Here is a 19,778-nt window from a genome sequence, read left to right as displayed (position 1 = left end):
CCTTGTTTTGACGTTGTTAGCCAGCGTCTATAATGCTCAACGTTCTGGTATGAACTGTAGATTCTCCATCTCCACTGGCTGATGGAATAGTAAAGGTGACAGTCATATTTCCGACGGTTCTGCTGTTAGATGCTGCCTCTCTGGAAATTGAAACGACCGCCTCTAGCGTACCACTTGCAGTTGAATCAGTAATAGTTCCTGTCAGGCTACCCACACCGACTTCACCATTGTTTGTTGTAATGGTGATAGTGGTGCCAGCCGGTAACGTATTGCCGTTAATATCCGAATAGAAAATATGTACGGGAATAAAAGTGGTAGCCCCAACGTTAGCATGAGTAAGGTCTATTTGTTCGATATCACAGTAATCAGCACTATTCGAATCTTCGAGAGACGCCAATCCAATAAACAAAGCCACAGATGACGCATCACAACTGACGGGGTTAGCAACCGGATCCGTTGCGTAGGCGGGATTCATATATGTCTTGGGAACCGCAAATCTGACATAAGGTATGTTACCCGACAAGACAATTTCGAACGTCTTTCGTACTTCAATCAAATCTCTTGTACAGTAAGGACCGCCCTCAGCATTCATCGCCTCTTCAGAGCATAACAGGCCGTTATAAATACCATCAGCTTTATCATATACGCCGTTGTTGTTGATATCACTAAAGGTTTCGAAATGCCCGCCAGTGCTGTTACCAGGTTCACAATCTTGAGAAGGCAAGTCACAGCTAACCGGTTGGCAGTTCTCCCCATTTTCGTCACAGTTTCTGAACTTGCCGTCTTCATTATTATCAATAAAGGCTTCCGGCAAATCGAATGCAGTATAGAATTCCCCCTGGTCGAATCGACCATTTCTTCTTTCTATTCCATCTGAACTGGGTTTATCAACAAAGCTCTCCTGACCCTTGGCAGTGACGAGAATAGATACCCTTCCCCCTTGCACTATCGGATTGCCATCTAAGTTGTTCGCGGGGTACCCGCCAATACATGGTGCAGTCTGTCCAAAATATGTATCACAAACCCTATCGAGGGTATTCCCCCATTTTGTGTCACTAAACGGAATATCTCCCTGGCGTCTCCATTGAACAACACACAAGCCGTCAACAGCCTGACATTCATATGTGCTACTTGCTGATCCGCCAATGGCACCAACAACACCCGCTTCTGCGAGCACATTGGCAACGATATTATCACCCGACAACTGATTGAACTGGTCGCCAAAATACACATGGATATCCGTTGTTACACCGATATTGTTCAATGCATTAAGGTTATTCTTAGTCGGTGCGGCGTCGAAACTGTTTTGATCAGGCACACCCGATGACAAGATAACGCCAGAAGACACCGCATTGATTTGGTCTGCGATTGGAATAAGGGTCAATGTTTCATCTTTGACACAGCCAAACTTTCCTTCGTCGAGTTCAGATTCAGAGAGAGAAGCACAGAGATCGATTTGCGACTGCCAGCACGTTACATTTTGTCCATCCGGCAGGTCTTTATACAGCTCATCTTTGACATAGCAGGCTTCAACGACCAGAGCGCCCGGCACTATCCCCGATGTGATAGTGGTTTGCGCAACCCCTTCATTATCAGTACTGCTACTATAGTTTACGAGCAAAGCTTCACCGGATTGATCTGAGACCTTAAAGTCCATCCGCTTTTGCTTTAATGGCAAACTATCTGTATCTGTCAGCTTAAATTTTAGAACAGAAGTTGTTGGCACTCCCCCAATACCTGGAGGTAAACCGATAAACGCGTTAGATGCAGAAACAAAAGCAATAGCCTGGGCTTCAGCCTCCAATACTCTGAATTGAATGGACTCAGGTTGATTTACACCGCCACCAGATGTAATCGTCGCCACCACAGTGTCAAGACCATTACAACCGTTTGCTCTGAACGTTGAACTGGCAACGCCATTGATAGACCTCACCTGTGAATCAATTGTTGCTGTGCCTTCATCAGCACAGGTCGAACTAAATTCTACATCAACAGGCAGTGTATACGGGTTTTGCTTTGCTTCATCCGAATAGACACTGGCGGTAATGACCATAGAGCCACCAGATTTAAGTGCCGTGGCTTCGTCGGTACCATGGGGCGCAGATAAGTCTAAATACAGACTCTGCAGGCCAATAGAGAAGTTACGGGAGCCGGTTTCTCCGTTGTACGATGCAGTAATGGTGCCCGCGCCACTACCATTGCCCGGTTGAAACTTAAGTAGCGCAACGCCTTGGCTATCGGTTAATACCCTGCCAGAAGAAGGTAACACCTGGCCTACGCTGGTTGTGATATCTACGATCGCATTAGCAATGTTTTTCGAAGTATCCTGACGTTCAGTGATACTGACATAAATATCGGGGATCTCTGTCGACTCCAGATTGGTAATGCTATTACAGTTGGTTGACGGATCAGACGGATTCAATTTCACCGTTTCTCTGTCTGCATCCCAATTTGAATTACACTCAGTCAGTAGCCTAACTTGAATGTTGTAGTCCCCTTCATTTTGATTACTCGCACCGGCAGAGTTAAAGTATTTAGGCTCATCGCTTGTATACGTGACCCCATTTAATTCATAGGCAACATTTATACGCCCCAAACCAGATGTTACGGTAGGCAATACCGTTATTTCTGCAACACCACTTGCGTTAGTCTGAACTAAGCCGCTGGCCGGGTTCAGGGTTGCCAGGCTATCCGTCGTGAATAACACTGGCTTGTTAGCCAGAGGCACACCATTTTGAGTCAGTGTAACAATCGCAATACCCGTTGTTTGGTCGTTAAGCGGTGTGCTTGCATCAATATCCTGATCACGATCAGATGAATTAACAAGAGAAATATCAGATAGCTTGATGCCACCATCACCAGCACTAATAAAGTTAAGGCGACTAGACACAACCACGGCATCGTTTTCAATAAATGACACGGTTACTGACCCCGCGCCAGAAGTAGAATTATCTACAAGTCTGATACTCGTGTTACCGGTATTGTCTGTGAGCGTCGAGTAAGTTTTTACTATATCACCTGAGAATGGGTCTTCCAGATCAGCATACTGATCAACGGTAAACTGGATGCGCGCATTTTCTTCTGCATCACTGTCTAGTGTTAAGTTAACCGACAGCGTCAGGGGTGAGGCAGCGGACACTGAATTTGACGCGCCTTGTGCATTCGAACTTGAAATAAGCAGTTTGTAACCGCTTTCGCCAAAATCCTCGTCACCATCAGAGTAGTATCTCGCCACTTCTGTCACAGCGGCACCACCACTGCCATAGGAGGCAGAAACCTGATCCCACCCGATGATTTTATTTGGAATAAGTGTAACAACGGCCTCGCCATTGTCATCAGTGATCGTCACACCATCAGAAGGGGCAGTAACCGCCTTAGTGCCTCCGGAAATGGTCACCAACTCGTTTTTAATTGGATCACCGTCTTTAGTCAAGGTTGCGACCACTCGTGTGACCGTACCTGGTTTGAGAGGGTTTTCCTGGTTAATGGCATTGTTCTGATCGTCGACGACGCTGACTAAAAGTTGTATTCCTTCACCCGCTACAATGCCCTGAGAGTAATATCTGCCTGTTGCTAACGCTCGCCCGGCGTATGATACATCAAACTCCTCCCAACCTTTGGAGTTATTCACTGTGAGTTTAAAGATCGCATCACCATCGTCATTAGTAAGTGCAGCTTCGTCATCTATCACTGATCTTACTAACTCACCCACAGTAACCAGCTCATTTGCGACAGGCGCGCCATCTCGTGTGAGGTTCACTTCTACTGTCCCCTCTCTTTCCATAAGTAGGGGGTTTTCTTTGGTGATTGCATTTCCGGCAGAGTCAACCACGGAGACCGTCATTTGCAGACCACCATCTCCCGCTCCAACGTAGCTGGCAACGGTTCTGGCTGCTTCATCACCAGATACCGAGTAAGTTGCCGTAAACGCATCAAGTTGTTGATCAACCGTCGCTGTTTCTGTCGCGAAAATTTGAATTTCTGCCTGACCATTCGCATCTGTTCTGACTGACTCGGTTGGCTTTGCAAAGCGCGCGCTGGCTTCAACAGAAACCGCGATTTCAGCGTTTGCAACAGGCTGTTCATTCAAAGTGAGCTGAATTTGTGCCGTCAACGGATTAGCCAGTGACAGGTCACTGGAAGCTTGCTCAGCAGCGTTAACCAATTGCACGCGCAGGTCGTAAACCTCTTTATCGTAAAAGGGGTTACCTGCTGACTCGAATCCGATACGGGCGTTGATGTCTTCGTTATAGGTAACCTGAACATAGCCCGCTCCCACTTTGTCCGTTGCCTGGACAAGTAAACGTGCCGCACCATTGGCGTCAGTCTGTACATTTGAGTTGCCATTCGTAACAAGTAGATCTTCGCTGTCGGCCTCTTTAGAAAACTCAAGTACCTGTCCATTCAAAGGTGTGCCATTATCGGTTAGGATTGCGGTGACTGTCGCAATCTCTGTACCGCTAATTGGATTAGTCGCATTGATCGGCTGACCATCTGAGCCGGTAATCGTCATCGCGATTTGAATACCACCATCACCAGCCGCGGCATAAGGTACTGAACCACTAACGGTATTTTCACCCACGTCCGCAGTGGCTGAAATGGTACCCGCCCCGCCTAACCGATTGGCGATAATCGTCACTTTCGCTTCACCATTGCTGTCGGTAAGTTGTGAACTCACAGAGGCGAAGTCAGAAAACTCGTCATTAGTAAATTTAACCAGATTATTGGCAACGGGTGCGCCATCATTGGTGAGCTTTGCTGTGATTGTGATGGGGTTACTGATACTGAGGCTTCCGCCACTTGCTGAACTTGTACTCAGTACCAGTTCATAATCTGTATTTGTACCGCCACCTCCCGAGGTGTCTTTTTCAATCGAACCACCGCCACCACAGGCGATCATCAGCAAACTGAGCAAAGTAATACTAAACCAGCGCATCAGAGACATTTTCGATTCTCCCTAGCAATCTAATAATTTTGAGTTATTTTCACCATGTTAACCCAATTGTGGATGTAAAATCACAAATTTTTAGCGGCTGTCATCGATTTTTTCTGTTCATATTCAACTATCCTGTTAGGCTATAGCGATTTTGTAAAATGTAAGTGTTAGGACGATGTCAAAGGCTATGTCACAAAACAAAAAAATGAGCCTAACTACCCGTATCATGCTGGGCATGGTTTTGGGTGTTATTCTGGGTCTGTTGATACAAACCATTCTGGGCGATAAGCCCGAAGTTGCGATTCCTCTGGGCCTGTTCGATTTGCCAATCAAAGGCTTTTTCGTAGACGGACTGTTCCACATCGGTGGGCAGATTTTTATCGCCAGTTTGAAAATGCTGGTTGTTCCTTTGGTCTTTATTTCTCTGGTGGTCGGTACCTGTAGCCTGAGCGATCCTAAGAAGCTGGGTCGTCTGGGTGGTAAGTCCATTTTGCTTTACCTCTCTACCACTGCCATCGCTATTACTGTGGCTATTTCTCTTGCACTGCTGGTTAGCCCGGGTGGAGGCGTCGCAATTCCGACTACGGCGACCTTCGATGCACAGCAAGCACCTACGCTGGCACAGGTCATTATTAGCATGTTCCCGACCAACCCTATCAATGCAATGGCCAGCGGTAAGATGCTCCAGGTGATTGTCTTTGCTCTGCTGTTTGGTATTGCCATGGCGTTGAGTGGCGATGCGGGTAAACGTTGTGCCAAGGTGTTTGAAGATTTGAATACTGTGGTACTCAAGCTGGTTACCTTGCTGATGAACCTGGCCCCTTACGGTGTATTCTGTCTGATGGCCAAGTTGTTCACCACCATTGAAATGGACCTGATTGTAGAACTTGGTAAGTACTTCCTGGTGGTGGTTGCTGCCTTGCTGATCCACGCCTTTGTTAACTACAGTATTTTGCTCAAAGTGCTGACCGGTCTGAGCCCGCTTACTTTCCTGGCCAAGATGAAAGATGCGTGTATGTTTGCATTCAGTACCTCAAGTTCAAGTGCTACTATGCCAGTAACATTAGAAACCGCGACGAAAAAACTTGGTGCACATAACTCTGTGGCCTCTTTCACAGTCCCACTGGGCGCAACCATCAACATGGATGGCACCGCCATTATGCAGGGTGTGGCAACCGTGTTTATTGCACAAGTATTCGCTGTTGATCTAACTGTGAGCGACTATCTGATGGTTATTCTGACTGCCACACTTGCCTCAGTTGGTACCGCAGGCGTGCCAGGCGTTGGTCTGATTATGTTAGCCATGGTTCTGAACCAGGTTGGCCTGCCGGTAGAAGGGATTGCCATCATTATGGGCGTAGACCGACTGCTGGATATGACTCGTACCGCGGTGAATGTGACCGGCGACTGTATGGTCACCTGTGTGGTCGCTAAGTCAGAAGGCGAGCTGGATATTGATGTGTTTAACGACGCCGATGCCGCCAAAGATCTGGAAGAAAACATGGATTTGGAAAAGCTGTCTAAAAAAGCTTAACTGAACACATAAACAAAAAAGGCAGGTCGCCTGAGCGCCCTGCCTTTTTTAATGTCCAATAAATAAACTATTTTTTGTCGTGAATTGCATCCAGGCGAGCCAACAAACTGGAAGTATCGAAGCGACCGCCCCCCAGCGCCTGTACATCCGCATAATACTGATCAACCATAGCTGTCAGTGACAGTGATGCACCATTGCTGCGCGCTTCGTCCAGTGCAATACCCAAATCCTTACGCATCCAGTCGACGGCAAAACCAAAATCATATTCGCCAGCAAGCATGGTTTTATAGCGGTTTTCCATCTGCCATGACCCTGCGGCCCCCTTGGCAATGGTCTCTACCACTTTTTCACCATCCAGTCCTGCCTGTTTGGCAAAGTGCAGCCCTTCAGCCAGCCCCTGCACCACGCCTGCGATACAGATTTGATTCACCATTTTACACAGCTGGCCAGAACCCACTTCACCCAATAACTGGCTAAAACGGCTAAATGCCGCCATGACAGGCTGGACACGAGCAAAGACTTCTGCCTCACCGCCCACCATGACCGTCAGTACGCCATTTTCTGCGCCAGCCTGACCACCCGATACAGGCGCATCCAGGAACGCCACGTTTTGAGCAGCAGCACGCTCGGCAACCTCACGCGCTACTTTTGCAGACGTGGTCGTATGGTCAATCAATACCGTCTTTGCAGCCATCCCGGCCAAAACGCCCTCTTCGCCGTACACCACAGATCTGAGATCGTCGTCATTACCTACACACATGAAAACCAATTCTGCACCAGCTACGGCCTCCTTAGGTGTCGGGGCATATGTTCCCTGATACTGCTCGGCCCAGCGCTGTGCTTTAGCAGTCGTGCGGTTGTATACAGTGACCTGGTGACCTGCTTGTTGTAAGTGGCCGGCCATGGGGTATCCCATCACCCCCAATCCGATGAATGCGACTTTGACTGACATAAATTTGTCCTATTTGGCTGTTAAGCTAGAAAGATGGAGTTGTTATACCTGAGCCATCTAAGCATGGCAAATGAAAAATACCAGCTATGAATCAATTGATTAAAAAGAAAAAACATCAAGGAGCCTGACAGGATGGAGAACATATATCGTTTCAGCGTGAAACTACTGAATGGCGAGACGCTGACACTCAGATCCTTGCAAGGCAGACCCGTATTGATTGTCAATATCGCCAGCAAGTGTAGCTTTGCCCCTCAACTCAGTGCGCTGGAAAAGCTCTATAAAAAGTACCACCCGATGGGACTCGAAATCATTGCCTTTCCCTGCCATCAATTTGGCCGTAATGAGCCGCTGGAAAACGAAATGCTCAGAGAGTTTTATCAGTCGCATTTTAATCTCAGTTTTCATATCTCAGAAAAAGTACTGGTCAATGGCCCAGATGCCCACCCTCTCTTTAATTACCTCAAGGTAAATACCAGAGGAATAGCGCAAAACCGCGCGATTAAATGGAATTTTACTAAGTTTTTAGTAAACTCAGAGGGCGTTTTATTGTCCCGTTATGCACCCAGGACAAAACCCGAAACCTTAAAATCGATTATAGAGAGTCAAGTGTCCAATGAGAGTCGCCCTATTCAGTTCGCAAAAGTATGAGCTGCCATTTTTTGAGCATGCACTTACCCAGTTTCCTGATATTGAGTTTGAGTTTTTTGAGCAAGCACTGAACGATAAAACCGTTGCACTGGCGCAAGGGTTTGATGCCATTTGTGTGTTTGTGAACGATCAGGTTGATGCCAACGTGCTGGCCGAACTCGCTGAGCTGGGCGTTCAGAGTGTCGCACTGCGTTGTGCAGGCTTTAACAATGTCGATATCGAAGCGGCCCACGCCTTGGGCATTAAAGTCGTACGTGTGCCAGCCTACAGCCCTGAAGCCGTGGCCGAGCATTGTATTGCCCTGATGCTGACACTGAGCCGTAAAACTCATAAAGCCTACAACCGGGTACGAGAAGATAATTTTGATCTCAACGGTTTACTGGGTTTTAACCTGCACAACAAAACCGTCGGTATCATTGGCTGTGGTAAAATAGGCCAGGCACTGGTTGCTATTCTCAATGGCTTCGGCGCCCACGTGCTGGTGTACGACCCGAATATCGGGGAAGGCTCTTACACTCAGGTTTCTCTGGATATGCTGCTTGAGCAAAGTGACATTGTCACCTTGCACTGCCCGCTGACAGAGGCCACGCATCACATGATTGACGACGCGGCATTTGACAAAATGAAACAGGGCGTGATGCTGATAAACACCAGCCGCGGTGCGCTGGTAGACAGCAAGGCCTGTATTCGCGCCTTGAAATCCAGAAAGCTCGGCTACCTTGGCCTGGATGTGTATGAACAGGAATCGGAATTGTTTTTTAAAAACCGCAGCAATGAGGTCATTCAGGACGATGTCTTTATGCGTCTGGCAAGCTTTCAGAACGTGCTTATCACAGGACACCAGGGGTTTTTCACCAAAGAAGCCTTAACCGAAATCGCCCATACCACAGTGACTAACCTCAACGCCATTCGCACGGGACAAGCGCTGGAAAATCAGGTTTGATTTATACCAATTTGCTTAATTAAGTGTTTAATTTTGAGGCGAGAAAATAGGGTCGATAACAAGGCAAAAATTTTGCTATTTAGTTGTTCTAAATGAGAAATTTTTAACGCCGTTAGCGTCATATTTGCTCCCTCAAATAGAACAGGTATTAAGTGAAATTGGTATTATACCTACAAAAAAGCCTGGCATCGCCAGGCTTTCTGCATTCAAGCTACTGCTGTTACTTAAAGAAAGCCACATTAGCAAAAACGGCTGTCATCAGCACTGGGCAGACGAAGCGTACATACTGGGCAAACCAGTACATCTTGCCACTGCATTCCAGTGCCAGCTGGTTACCACGACGCCATACCCAGCCTACCGTGATAAAATAGAACAAGCCCATCAGTGGTAACTGGTAATGAGTTAGAATCTGGATCACCAAGCCAAACAGCCAGTCGAAATTAAGAATAATAGCGCCTGAGCTTATCAACAGTACAAAAGTCACCAGCCATGTTGCCTGTGAGCGCTTAAAGCCATGATTTTCGACCAGGAACGACACCGGAATTTCGGTTGACGAAATCGTGGATGTCAGTGAGGCTATCGACATCAGCACAAAGAACGTCAGTCCGACGAACAAACCTATCTCGCCCATGGTTGCAAACAACTCAGGCAGAATGGCAAAGATAAGCCTGCCCTCGCCGACCAGTTTGCCATTTTGGAAAACTTCCACACCATTATTCTGGGCAATAAATAAAGCCGGAATGATCAAAAGTCCTGCCAGAAACGCCACACCAGTATCCAACATCGCAACGCTAAAGGTCAGTTTTGGTAGGTTCTCATTTGGTCTCAGATAAGAGCCATAAATCATCATACAGCCAACCCCCAGAGACAATGAGAAAAACGCCTGTCCCATGGCAGCGATGATCAATTCAGGATCGCCAATTTTGCTAAAATCAGGCACAAGGTATGCTTTAAACCCGGCAGCAGCACCTTCTAACGTACCCATATACGCAATCAGCGCCACCAACAGCATAAGTAGCACTGGCATAAGTCGACGTGACCAGGTTTCAATTCCGGACTTCACCCCCTGTAATATAATGCCAGCCGTCAGCAGCAGCATCAGTGGGGTAAATATAAAATTCCGTAAGGTCGAATCACCGGACAGAAAAGCACTGGCTTCATTCCAGCCAACTAAACGTGCAAGCGGCTCGAGCGAATGTGCCAACATCCAGCCGGCTACAATAGAATAGAAACTGAGCATCACAATGGCACCGGCAAGGCCGATGTAACCCGCAGATGCACCAATTTTAGGCTGCTTTTCCTGCCAGGCTTGTTTCAATGCTTTAACCGGGTTGGCCTGTGCCTGATGGCCCAAATACAACTCGGTGTACAAAGCCGGTAATGCCAGTAAGAAAATAACGATAAAATAGACCAGCAGAAACGCCCCACCACCGTGGTTCGCTGCCTGAGTGGGAAACCCCCAAATATTACCAAGTCCGACTGCCGCACCGGCTGCCGCTAACACAAAGCCCAGACGGCTTTGAAAACCTTCACGCACTTGAGCCATAATCGAATGCCAAGTTAATTATTGTTGTAGAATGGCGATTATACGCACTTGTAAACAAATTGCGAGTGTCAGTTAGAGCAAATCGGAACAGCCAGAAATGGCGCGCATTTGCGCGCTCAAATCAGGACGGTATTGTGCTTACTGACATGGTGTAGCAAACCCATAAACATCTCAGAACCTGGCTTAAAAACTCGAACCGGGCGTTTGCAAAAAAGCCAATTCTTCGGGGCTCGACTCCCTGCCTAAAATGGCATTGCGATGGGGGTAACGGCCAAACTGTTCAATAATTTTTTTGTGCGCCAGCTCAAACTCGTAATTGGGGAAAGACTTAAACAAGGCATCTGCCTGCTGATGTACTTTAAGGCTCTCACTGTGCATGAAAGGTAAGTACATAAAAGTGCGCTGGGTTTTCTCCAGCTGCAGATCAAAGCCTTTTTCAATGGCATGTTGTGCCAGGCACAATGCCAAAGGGTCGCTGGCAAAGGCAGCGGGTGTATCACGAAACATATTGCGGGAAAACTGATCCAGTACAATGATCTCGCACAGCGCCCCGACCGCAGTTTTGCGCCACTCGGCTAGCTCCCCAGCCGTGGCCTGCTGGTGCAACTGTGCAAATCTGGCTGTAATTTTGTTATCAAACTGGGTCGATTTTTGCCACCAGTCCTGCTCCTGACATTCAACAAACCAGAACTGATAAACTTCCTGATATTCCATGGACACACCTGTGAGTAAGTAATTTTGGTCTCAGAGCGAGTATTACCCGCTCCTGATAATGTGTCCAGTCAGACTTGGCATGCGTCTGGTTTATGCAGCTTCAAGTAAACGGCTATGGATAGCCTGAACCACGGCGTCCGATTCGGTTTGTTCAACTAAAAAGCACAGGTTATGGCGGCTCGCCCCGTGGCAGATCAAGCGAATATTAAAATCAGCCAGTACCTGCATCAGGCTCGCTTCACCATGGCGCAACTGAATTTCAGAGCCAATCATGGCCACCAGGGTGAGATTGTTCTCAACACTGACCTGACAAAACTCACCCAGCTCATCCAGACAAGCCTGCGCCAGTTCCGGGCGCGTGGCGTTCGGAGCATTGTCGAGCGTCAAGGCAACGCTGATCTCCGAGGTAGTAACCAGGTCAACCGAGATATTGTGTGCACTTAAAATAGTGAAGATGCGTGCCAGAAAACCACTGGCTAACAGCATTTCGGGGCTTTTCAGGGTCAGCAAGATTTGGTTCTTGCGCTGTGTGACCGCGCGAATACCCGGCTCAGAGCGGTTATTCTTTTCAATCCAGGTGCCACCGGCATGGGGATCTCTGCTCGAGCCAACAAATACCGAAATGCCACTGCGACTGGCCGGCAAGATAGTAGCCGGGTGCAATACTTTGGCACCGAAGGTGGCCATTTCGGCAGCCTCATCAAAACTCAGCCGGGCAATCGGCCGTGCTTTGTGGCAAAGACGCGGGTCGGTGCTGAAGATACCCACAACATCTGTCCAGATGTGTACGCTTTGCGCCGCAATAGCCTCGGCAAGTAGCGCCGCACTGTAATCCGAGCCACCCCGCCCTAATGTGGTGGTTTGACCCTGATTATCGCTACCAATAAAGCCCTGAGTCACCACCACCTGTTTTGAAAGTTGCGGTGTCAGATGGGTCATGGCTGCGTCGCGCGTTGCTGCCATGTCAGGTACGGCTTTACCAAACTGACGGTCGGTTTTAAGTACCTGGCGTACATCAAAACGGCTGCTGGTAACCCCTAAGTTTCTGAGTACCTGAGTGAACAAATAAGAAGAAAACCGCTCTCCAAAGCTCAGCATCTCGTCACATTGTTGCGCATCCAGCGCGGGTAATTGAGCCAGCGTATAAAAAGCCTCTTTTGTTTCATTAAAACCCGCTTCCAGGTCTGTATCGAGTGTCAGGCATGCCAGAATGTCCTGCTGGATCTCCATAACAGACTGAAACAGCGCCTCGCGCTCAGCCGCATCGACTTTTTGTTGGGTCAGAGTCACCAGGTGATTCGTCACACCGGCACTGGCACTGACGACGACCACACGAACATCGGGGTTGTCATGGATAATTGCGGCGCATCGCTGCATGGCTTCGAAGTTTGCAACACTGGTGCCGCCAAATTTAGCAACGACATACTGGGAATTCATTTTATCTCCTTGGGATCACACGCGGCGATCAACATCAATAAGGAGAACTTGGCAATAGGATGGACTAACCATAAAGAAATGACCTCTGCCAGAAGCTCTCCACCTGAAAACGGTGACAGTCCCGAGGATTCAACCTCCAGGACCGAAAAATCATGCCGACGTAGCATGGTTTTCCTCGGCGAGTACCTCCCTCACTGATGGTCACGGGTTATCGTCACCTCACATCAGCTACCTAAGCATCGCGCCTCTTCTGTTTATTTTGCCGGAATTTAACTGAATCCCGGCAAAATAAAAGCCCGCATTTTGAGCGGGCTTGAAAAAGGTATCTTTTAGACGTCTAGGTGTCAAGTATAAAATTGACCCTGTCATCAAAGATTAAATAAATTGCCCCATAAAGAAAGCACCGGCATAACCTGCCGTGTAGGCAATTAACAAATACAGGCTCATTCTTAAGTAACTCGTAAAGGTTAGAGCCTTTACTTTACTCATTGCTATGATCCCAGCCGCCGAGCCGATGATCAGCATAGAGCCGCCCACACCTGTCGCATAGGTAAAGGTCAGCCATTGCTGCGGGCTCATAACGATGTCTGCTTTGAGCAAAGCGGCCGTCAGTGGTACGTTATCCACTGCTGCACTCATCAGGCCCACCAGATAGCTGGCATACTGAGGGTCAACGAACTCATACAGCTGAGTGAACATATTAAGGACACCCACCTCTTTTAGCGCCCCAACCAGCAGAAGTACACCCACAAAAAACAGCAAGGTGTCGTACTCAATTTCACGAATATAATCGATGATCTTTTTATTAACGTCTTTCTTGCGCATCAAAAACTGGGCCATCAAAAACATCACCGACAGGCCACACAGGAAAGTCAGCATAGGAGGAACCTGATATTGTACGCTCAGAAACAGCGTGGTGAGTACGGTCGTCATAAAGATCACCGCAATCGTGATGTCCGTTTTCTCTATCCTGCGTAGCGCTTGCTTTTCAAATACCAGCTGGTCTTTCATGCCCATGGACAACAGCGTCGCCAGCAAGAGTACGCTGACAATGGAAGGGGCTACCAGCAATAGTAAGTCCGGAATGGTCACCTTACCAGCCAGAAAAATCATCAGTGTGGTCACATCACCGGTGATCAAAGACACACCACCCGAGTTAACACTAAAGATGATCAATGTGGCATACTTGATAAGTTTCTTCGGATCGAGTTTCAGCGACATCACTACGGCCAGCGAGATAAGCGTTGCGGTAATATTGTCTGAAATCGAAGAAAACAAGAAAGCAAATCCACCCACCAGGAACATCATTTTGCGTTCACTGATCTGGGTAGGCATCACCCGATGGACAATGTTTTGAATAAAACCTTTGGAGTTCAGATAGGCAACAAAAGTCATCGCCGCCATCAAGAATAACCACAAGGTAGCGATTTCAAGTATGTTGTGATCGAGCTGATGTTGTATAGTTTCTGAGCTTTCGCCATGGATCGGAGAGATAAATAGGATAATCCAACATAAAGTGCCAAAAAAAAGGGTCGTTTTGGCCTTGTTTACATGGATAATATCCTCTATAACGATAAGCACAAATGCGACCGCTATCAGGGTTAGGATAATGGGCGTGACCATACGCGTAAACAACCTGTAATTAAAAGTAAAAATTGTGAAGGGTAACGTAATCGGCGCGGAGTCTATCACTTAGCCGCATTCTGTGCCACGAGTAGTTACACATTATGACAATTTTCTTACCTGATACCGTCACAAAATTGATACACACTGGAAAGCTATGATCCCAGCCAAAAAAGTATTAAATACGCTGAATGAACACTGGGGCGTCCTGGAGCTGCTTTTTAAACGCTTTAAGATGGCCGATTTCAGCCTCAAAGATGTGCAAAACATCATCAAACTAAAAAATCCCAACTGGTCAAGTGAACGCATCTATAAAGAAACCAATCGCTTGCTCAATCAGGAAATTATTATTCCTCTGGCCAAATCGTCACAGCTCGAAATTAACCGTGCTGTGGCCGACTTTGCCAGCTTTTTGTTACAAGAAGAACATCTTGGCCTTGCCGAAGAGATCACAGTATTAGTCAAAGATCTGCAACGTCTGGGCGAACGCTTAGCGCAGGCCGGTGATGAGGGCGACCACAGTGAACTGCGCCGTTTCAGTCGTATTATGGATGAACGGGTACGTAAAATCGTCAAACTCTATCACCATAATGAAAGCGCCATCATGAATCTGGTTGAACAGGCAAAGTCCGATCAGGGCAACCTGTCTTTGCAAAAACGCTACCGGGCTGTAATTGAGGCATTTGACGAATACATCGAACCTATGCTGGCAATGGTGGATATTCATGGCCCCTTTCAGGCCTGTTTTACCACCATAGAACATCAGATCAGTGAACAAATTGCGCAAATTGAGCAACTGGGCCGGGGTGCACAAGACAAACGTATGCTTGAACAACTGCGTACCCGGATCCTCGATATGCATCTGATCGGTCGTGAAAGTTTAGGTAAAAGTGCCGATATGTTGATGCCACTGCGTGAAGAGCTCAGACGCAACACGCTTATCACTCGCCAGGCGGCCAAGGTATTAGGCCTGATCCGTAAAAATGGCGTTGATCGTATGCTCGCACCGGTACAGCCGCATTTTGTCTCAGACATTCAGCGTTTCAGCCTCGGCCAGCAGCGCCATATGGTGGCTTATATGGCCAGCCTCAGCGAGTTTGAACACGAAGAATATCAGCTACCCGATCAGCAGGATGTGCCTGCTTATCAGAGCCCTAACATTCCCGACTATTCGGATGTGCGTAAATCGTTTAAAGGGTCTGGCAAAAAGCGCACCGCCCTGCTTGGCTTCCTGAACGAACAATACCCGGCTCTGGAAGCCGATGAAATGCTGTTCCTGTACCAAAAACTGATCAGCGACCCTGAACTGGACATCGCCCAGGATGAGCAACAGCAAACGATGCAAATCGCCAACACCCGCATTCGACTTTATCCGTTCAGTGCAACGGACAAGCAAACAGATAACCACAATTAGTAATCACCATGACACAGATTAATCTAGACGAACTTAGCCAGTTACAGGCGATCAATAAGAAATTGGTCAGTGGCTACCACATCAGCGAACAGGACACCACACAGTGGCAGGAACTGGACCAGCACATTGAGTCTTACCAGGCGCTGTTCAGCGCGCTTGGCCACGACCTGCAACACGATAGCCGTGGCTTTTATTATCTGGCCAGCGACGAAAGCACCCCCAACATGGGTAAGATCTCCCGGGCCATCGCGCTGACCGTATTTATCTTGATCGAGCATTTCGCCAACCAGGGTAAAGATCCTTTGCGCGCCCTGTTTGACGAAGTATTAGACCTGGAGCTGATGCAGACTCTGGTACAGCTTAACAAGCACCTGTTTGATCAGCTGGAGATTTTCTCAGGCTCAGATCTACGTAAAGACGTGTGCCTGCGCATGGTGCGCCTGGGACTGGCCCGCGAAGTAGAGCAAGGCTTTTCGCTGCTGGCGCCAGTTTATCGTTATATCGATGCGCTGATGGAAGTGAACGAAGACAATTACGACACACTTGAGGATGAAGTATGAACAAGCTGTATGGTCTCAGTAAACTGGCCCTGCTCAACACTGCCGGTTATGCCAAGTGTGTGATCCCACTCGATAAAAGTGCATCTATCTGTGCCCCGAACAACACAGGTAAAAGTTCGGTTATCAATGCCTTGCAGTTTCCGCTGATCAACGATTTACGCCTGACCGAATGGGATGGTCACGATCTGGAAGAAACCCGCAAATTCTACTTTTCAAGTGACCAATCTTATATCCTGCTTGAAGCCAACCTGCCCCATGGGGACGTAGTGATTGGCGTCGCGGGCTTGGGTAAAATTGCCGGTTACGCGCATCAGTTCTTTTGCTATAACGGCAAGCTAAACCTGGATGACTTTACCCAGGGCAAAAGCATCATAAAATACACTAAACTGTTCAATCACTTGCAGGAAAAAGGTTTTAACCCTGTTGAGTTAAAAGCCGCGGAGCTGAATGCATTATTGACAGGCGGCGCAACGCCATATGACGGTGACATTAACCTCAAGATGATCCCGCTGAATAATGTTCAGGATGCCGCAGTATATAAAGAGATCTTCCGCCGCATCCTGAACCTGCACAAACTGGGTGCCCATGACGTAAAACGTTTTATGCTCAAGGTATTTGAACGTCATATGTCCAACTCCAAAGTCGACTTCTATGAAGTGTGGCGTCGTGCTTTTGATAAAGTCAATCGCGCTCGCCGTGAGCTGAACGCACTGGAGTCTATGCAGGAACCCATAGCTGCGCTGGAACAAATGATCGAAGGCGAAGCCACACTCAAGGGCAAACTTGCCGCCTATGCGCCAAAGCTCGACAAAGCCATTGTGGAATTTGATGAGTATCAGCAGAGCCAAATTGGCGAGCTTAATGATCAGCTTGAAAACATCGAGCAGGAAAAACGCGACTTTGAAGAAAAGCAACAGCTCTATGTGCAGCAGTCCCGCGATATTGAACGTAAACAAACTCAGATTGAGCAATGGTTTACCGACTATCACGCGCTCAAATCCGAATTTGAGCTGACCAATCATGCCACGCTGAAAACCAACCTGACGCTGCTGAAAAAGGAGTACGAGCAACTGTCGTTCTCGATTAACAGTGCTCAGGGCCAGAGTCTACATACCCTGGATTACCGGATTGGCGAAACACAAAAGCAAATCAAGAGCCTGAAGCTACAGCTTAAAAATCTGGAGTTCAACCTCTTTACCCGAATGCGTGAAGACCTGTCACTCAAAGAAGTCGAAGAGATCTCTCGTATTCTTAACCCGGATATTTTGTCTTTTGCTACCACAGGTAAGGGCGAAGTTGAGATCAGTGACGACGATGCCTTCGGTGATTTCCTCGCGCAGTTGTCTGCGGCGGTCAAAGGCGGCGAACTTAAACTGCCCGGTGCCACCATCAAGCTGAAAAAGCTGGCGCCGGTACAAATGCAAAGCGGCGAAAACAAGACACAGCTGCAGGCACAGCTGGATGCTTTGCAACAGTCATTACAAGAGCTAAAACAACAGCGTGATGTCGCTGCAAACGTTGCCGAAAAACAGCAAGAGCGTGATGCCCTGTACGATGAATTGATGGCCACCGAAGCCGCAATGAAGCGCTTTGAGCAATTCCAGACCATGGCGCAGTCGGCAGAAGCACAGCAGGCATTGCAGGATCAACTGCAAGCAGAACGTGAGCAGGTCGACGACTACCTGCAAGATGTTCAGCGTAATGCCGGGTCGATTTCCGATCGCCGCTCTATCATCAAAAGCAAACAAGATTTGATCCTGCGCCAGGCGGATCGCCTTAAGCAAGTGAAGACGGAGCGCATCGACCACACGCTGGACTTGTATAGTGGTAAACAAACCCCCTACCCGGTCGAGATCAATCTGGATTTTGACAACCTGGCGGAAGTGATCCATCAGTTCAACAAAGACTGTCAGGAGCTGCGTAACCTGGATGTCAATGTGCGCAATACTTATTTGCACATTTACAATGCCGGTATTACCAAGTTCGACAACGAAACGGACGACGCGACAAAATACGCCAAGCTGATCAGCGCCTATCACAACATAGACAATGAGCGCGATGCGGTAGAGCGTCAGGCCCGCGTAGCCCTGACTGAAGTTGCAGCGACCATTAAGGGCCTGCGTGAAGACTTAGATCGCCTGCGCCGGGAAATGAACAGCTTTAATAAGGGTATTAGTCAGCACCGCATCTCGAACCTTAAAGCCTTTAAGATCAATGTGATCCCAAGAAAAATGCTGGTCGAGAGCATAGATACCATTATCGCAACCTCCGACTTGTACGAGCAAGGCGAGAGCTTTGACTTACTAAGCGAGCAGCCAGCCGACAGTAACGCCGTTAATGAGGCCAAAGATCACATTATCAAACTGGCCAGTGATAAAGCCGGCCTGACACTGACCGACCTGTTTGATATCCGTTTTGAGGTGGTTAACCGCGCAGGCGATACCGAGCACTTTGATAAGATTGACTCTGCCGGTTCGAACGGTACACGGATCACCATTAAGTTGTTGTGTGGTATGTTATTTATCCGTTACCTGCTCTCCGATCAGGAGCAGGCGATGTATCGTATTCCGATTTACATTGATGAAGCGGCCGACATCGACCCGCAAAACCAGAAGGCGATCATCGAAACCGCCCTCAGCTTCGGTTTTGTACCGATTTTCGCTTCGGTCAAACCTCAGATCAGTTGTGACTACCTGGTGCCAATCCGCAGCGTCAACCAGGGCAGCCAGAACTGGGTTGACGAAAAAGACTGGATCGAAGTCGAACACAGTTAAGATAAAATCAGGGCACACTTTAGTGCCCTTTTTTTGTGATGATCTTAGCGTTTTAACTGTCGTATACTAAGGTACGCGTTAGATTTTATGTTTTTAAGGAGTAAGCCATGCTGAACCAACTCAAAAAGCACCTTGCCAGCACCAGAACCTTTGCCGTTGTGGCAAGTTTACTGATGCTCAGTGCCTGTGGTACCACGCCAGACTGGGACTATGACAAGTCGGTAGAATTTACCAACTATAAAACCTATGCCTGGTCAACCGAAGCGAGCTTAAAAGCTCGTCCGCAAAATTACCAAATCAACGGGCTGATGGAAAAACGCATTCGTAACGCCATTACCGAGCAAATGGCAAAACAGGGCTTCAGGCTGGTGGATGCACCTGCTGCGGATATACTAATCAACTACCACGTTGCAGTGGATAAAAAGCTTGAAGTAGACACCTTTAAAGTCAGTTATGGTGCACGCTGGAGCTACTGGGGATGGGGTGTTGATCACCACACGACCACTCGGGAATATAAAGTCGGCACTCTGGTGGTTGACATCATTGATCGTACTTCTAATCAGTTAGTCTGGCGCGGTGCAAAAGAAAGCCGTTTACGCGTAAAGCAAACACCAGAGCAACGAACCGACTCTGTTAATAAAACCATTGCTGAGATCCTGGCGAATTTCCCGCCTAAAGTGCAGCATTGATACCAATT

13 protein-coding genes and 1 riboswitch are annotated in these 19,778 nt (G+C 48.0%); of the genes, 7 read left to right on the top strand and 6 right to left on the bottom strand.

What is annotated here, in order from left to right; genetic code table 11:
• Positions 1-16 precede the first annotated feature (16 nt).
• On the bottom strand, positions 17-4,945 hold the full coding sequence (locus NH568_RS08685) for a hypothetical protein (RefSeq protein ID WP_253046280.1): 4,929 nt from the start codon (positions 4,943-4,945) through the stop codon (positions 17-19).
• A 178-nt stretch (positions 4,946-5,123) separates the two neighbouring features.
• Here NH568_RS08685 and NH568_RS08680 point away from each other — a divergent pair, with 178 nt between their 5' ends.
• On the top strand, positions 5,124-6,470 hold the full coding sequence (locus NH568_RS08680; RefSeq protein WP_253046279.1) for a dicarboxylate/amino acid:cation symporter: 1,347 nt from the start codon (positions 5,124-5,126) through the stop codon (positions 6,468-6,470).
• A 67-nt stretch (positions 6,471-6,537) separates the two neighbouring features.
• Here NH568_RS08680 and NH568_RS08675 read toward each other — a convergent pair whose 3' ends face one another.
• On the bottom strand, positions 6,538-7,422 hold the full coding sequence (locus NH568_RS08675; protein ID WP_253046278.1) for an NAD(P)-dependent oxidoreductase: 885 nt from the start codon (positions 7,420-7,422) through the stop codon (positions 6,538-6,540).
• A gap of 132 nt (positions 7,423-7,554) precedes the next feature.
• Between NH568_RS08675 and NH568_RS08670 the strand changes: the two genes are divergently transcribed.
• The gene (locus NH568_RS08670; protein ID WP_138546785.1) at positions 7,555-8,070 is read left to right on the top strand and encodes a glutathione peroxidase; all 516 of its coding nucleotides are present in this window, start codon (positions 7,555-7,557) and stop codon (positions 8,068-8,070) included.
• Positions 8,036-9,013 carry a 2-hydroxyacid dehydrogenase gene (locus NH568_RS08665; protein WP_253046277.1) on the top strand — a complete coding sequence of 326 codons (978 nt, stop codon included), beginning with the start codon at positions 8,036-8,038 and terminating at the stop codon, positions 9,011-9,013. Before NH568_RS08670 ends, NH568_RS08665 begins: the two co-directional genes overlap by 35 nt.
• Before the next feature lie 220 nt (positions 9,014-9,233).
• On the opposite strand, the gene NH568_RS08660 is transcribed toward NH568_RS08665, so the two are convergent.
• From NH568_RS08660 to nhaD, 4 genes are all read right to left on the bottom strand, one after another.
• On the bottom strand, positions 9,234-10,559 hold the full coding sequence (locus tag NH568_RS08660; RefSeq protein ID WP_253046276.1) for a sodium-dependent transporter: 1,326 nt from the start codon (positions 10,557-10,559) through the stop codon (positions 9,234-9,236).
• Positions 10,560-10,742: 183 nt separating this feature from the next.
• Positions 10,743-11,273: a DUF924 family protein gene (locus NH568_RS08655; protein ID WP_253046275.1), complete on the bottom strand. Its 531-nt coding sequence runs from the start codon at positions 11,271-11,273 to the stop codon at positions 10,743-10,745.
• A gap of 90 nt (positions 11,274-11,363) precedes the next feature.
• On the bottom strand, positions 11,364-12,710 hold the full coding sequence (gene lysC / locus NH568_RS08650) for a lysine-sensitive aspartokinase 3 (RefSeq protein WP_253046274.1): 1,347 nt from the start codon (positions 12,708-12,710) through the stop codon (positions 11,364-11,366).
• An 84-nt stretch (positions 12,711-12,794) separates the two neighbouring features.
• Positions 12,795-12,968, bottom strand: a riboswitch (Lysine riboswitch).
• 117 nt (positions 12,969-13,085) lie between these two features.
• On the bottom strand, positions 13,086-14,333 hold the full coding sequence (nhaD, locus tag NH568_RS08645) for a sodium:proton antiporter NhaD (protein ID WP_253046273.1): 1,248 nt from the start codon (positions 14,331-14,333) through the stop codon (positions 13,086-13,088).
• A 157-nt stretch (positions 14,334-14,490) separates the two neighbouring features.
• Here nhaD and NH568_RS08640 point away from each other — a divergent pair, with 157 nt between their 5' ends.
• The 4 genes from NH568_RS08640 to NH568_RS08625 all read left to right on the top strand — a co-directional run bounded on the left by NH568_RS08640 (position 14,491) and on the right by NH568_RS08625 (position 19,770).
• Positions 14,491-15,747 carry a hypothetical protein gene (locus tag NH568_RS08640; protein ID WP_253046272.1) on the top strand — a complete coding sequence of 419 codons (1,257 nt, stop codon included), beginning with the start codon at positions 14,491-14,493 and terminating at the stop codon, positions 15,745-15,747.
• A gap of 8 nt (positions 15,748-15,755) precedes the next feature.
• On the top strand, positions 15,756-16,307 hold the full coding sequence (locus NH568_RS08635; protein WP_054016843.1) for a hypothetical protein: 552 nt from the start codon (positions 15,756-15,758) through the stop codon (positions 16,305-16,307).
• Entirely contained in the window at positions 16,304-19,081 is a 2,778-nt protein-coding gene (locus tag NH568_RS08630; RefSeq protein ID WP_253046271.1) for an ATPase, read from the top strand. The genes NH568_RS08635 and NH568_RS08630 overlap by 4 nt, the downstream gene beginning before the upstream one ends.
• 107 nt (positions 19,082-19,188) lie before the next feature.
• Positions 19,189-19,770 carry a DUF4136 domain-containing protein gene (locus NH568_RS08625; RefSeq protein WP_253046270.1) on the top strand — a complete coding sequence of 194 codons (582 nt, stop codon included), beginning with the start codon at positions 19,189-19,191 and terminating at the stop codon, positions 19,768-19,770.
• The last annotated feature ends 8 nt before the right edge of the window (positions 19,771-19,778 follow it).

Source organism: Pseudoalteromonas sp. XMcav2-N (assembly GCF_024124545.1).
GTDB lineage: Bacteria > Pseudomonadota > Gammaproteobacteria > Enterobacterales > Alteromonadaceae > Pseudoalteromonas.
Note: the sequence above shows the minus strand (reverse complement) of the source record. Positions and strands in the feature narration are given on the sequence as shown.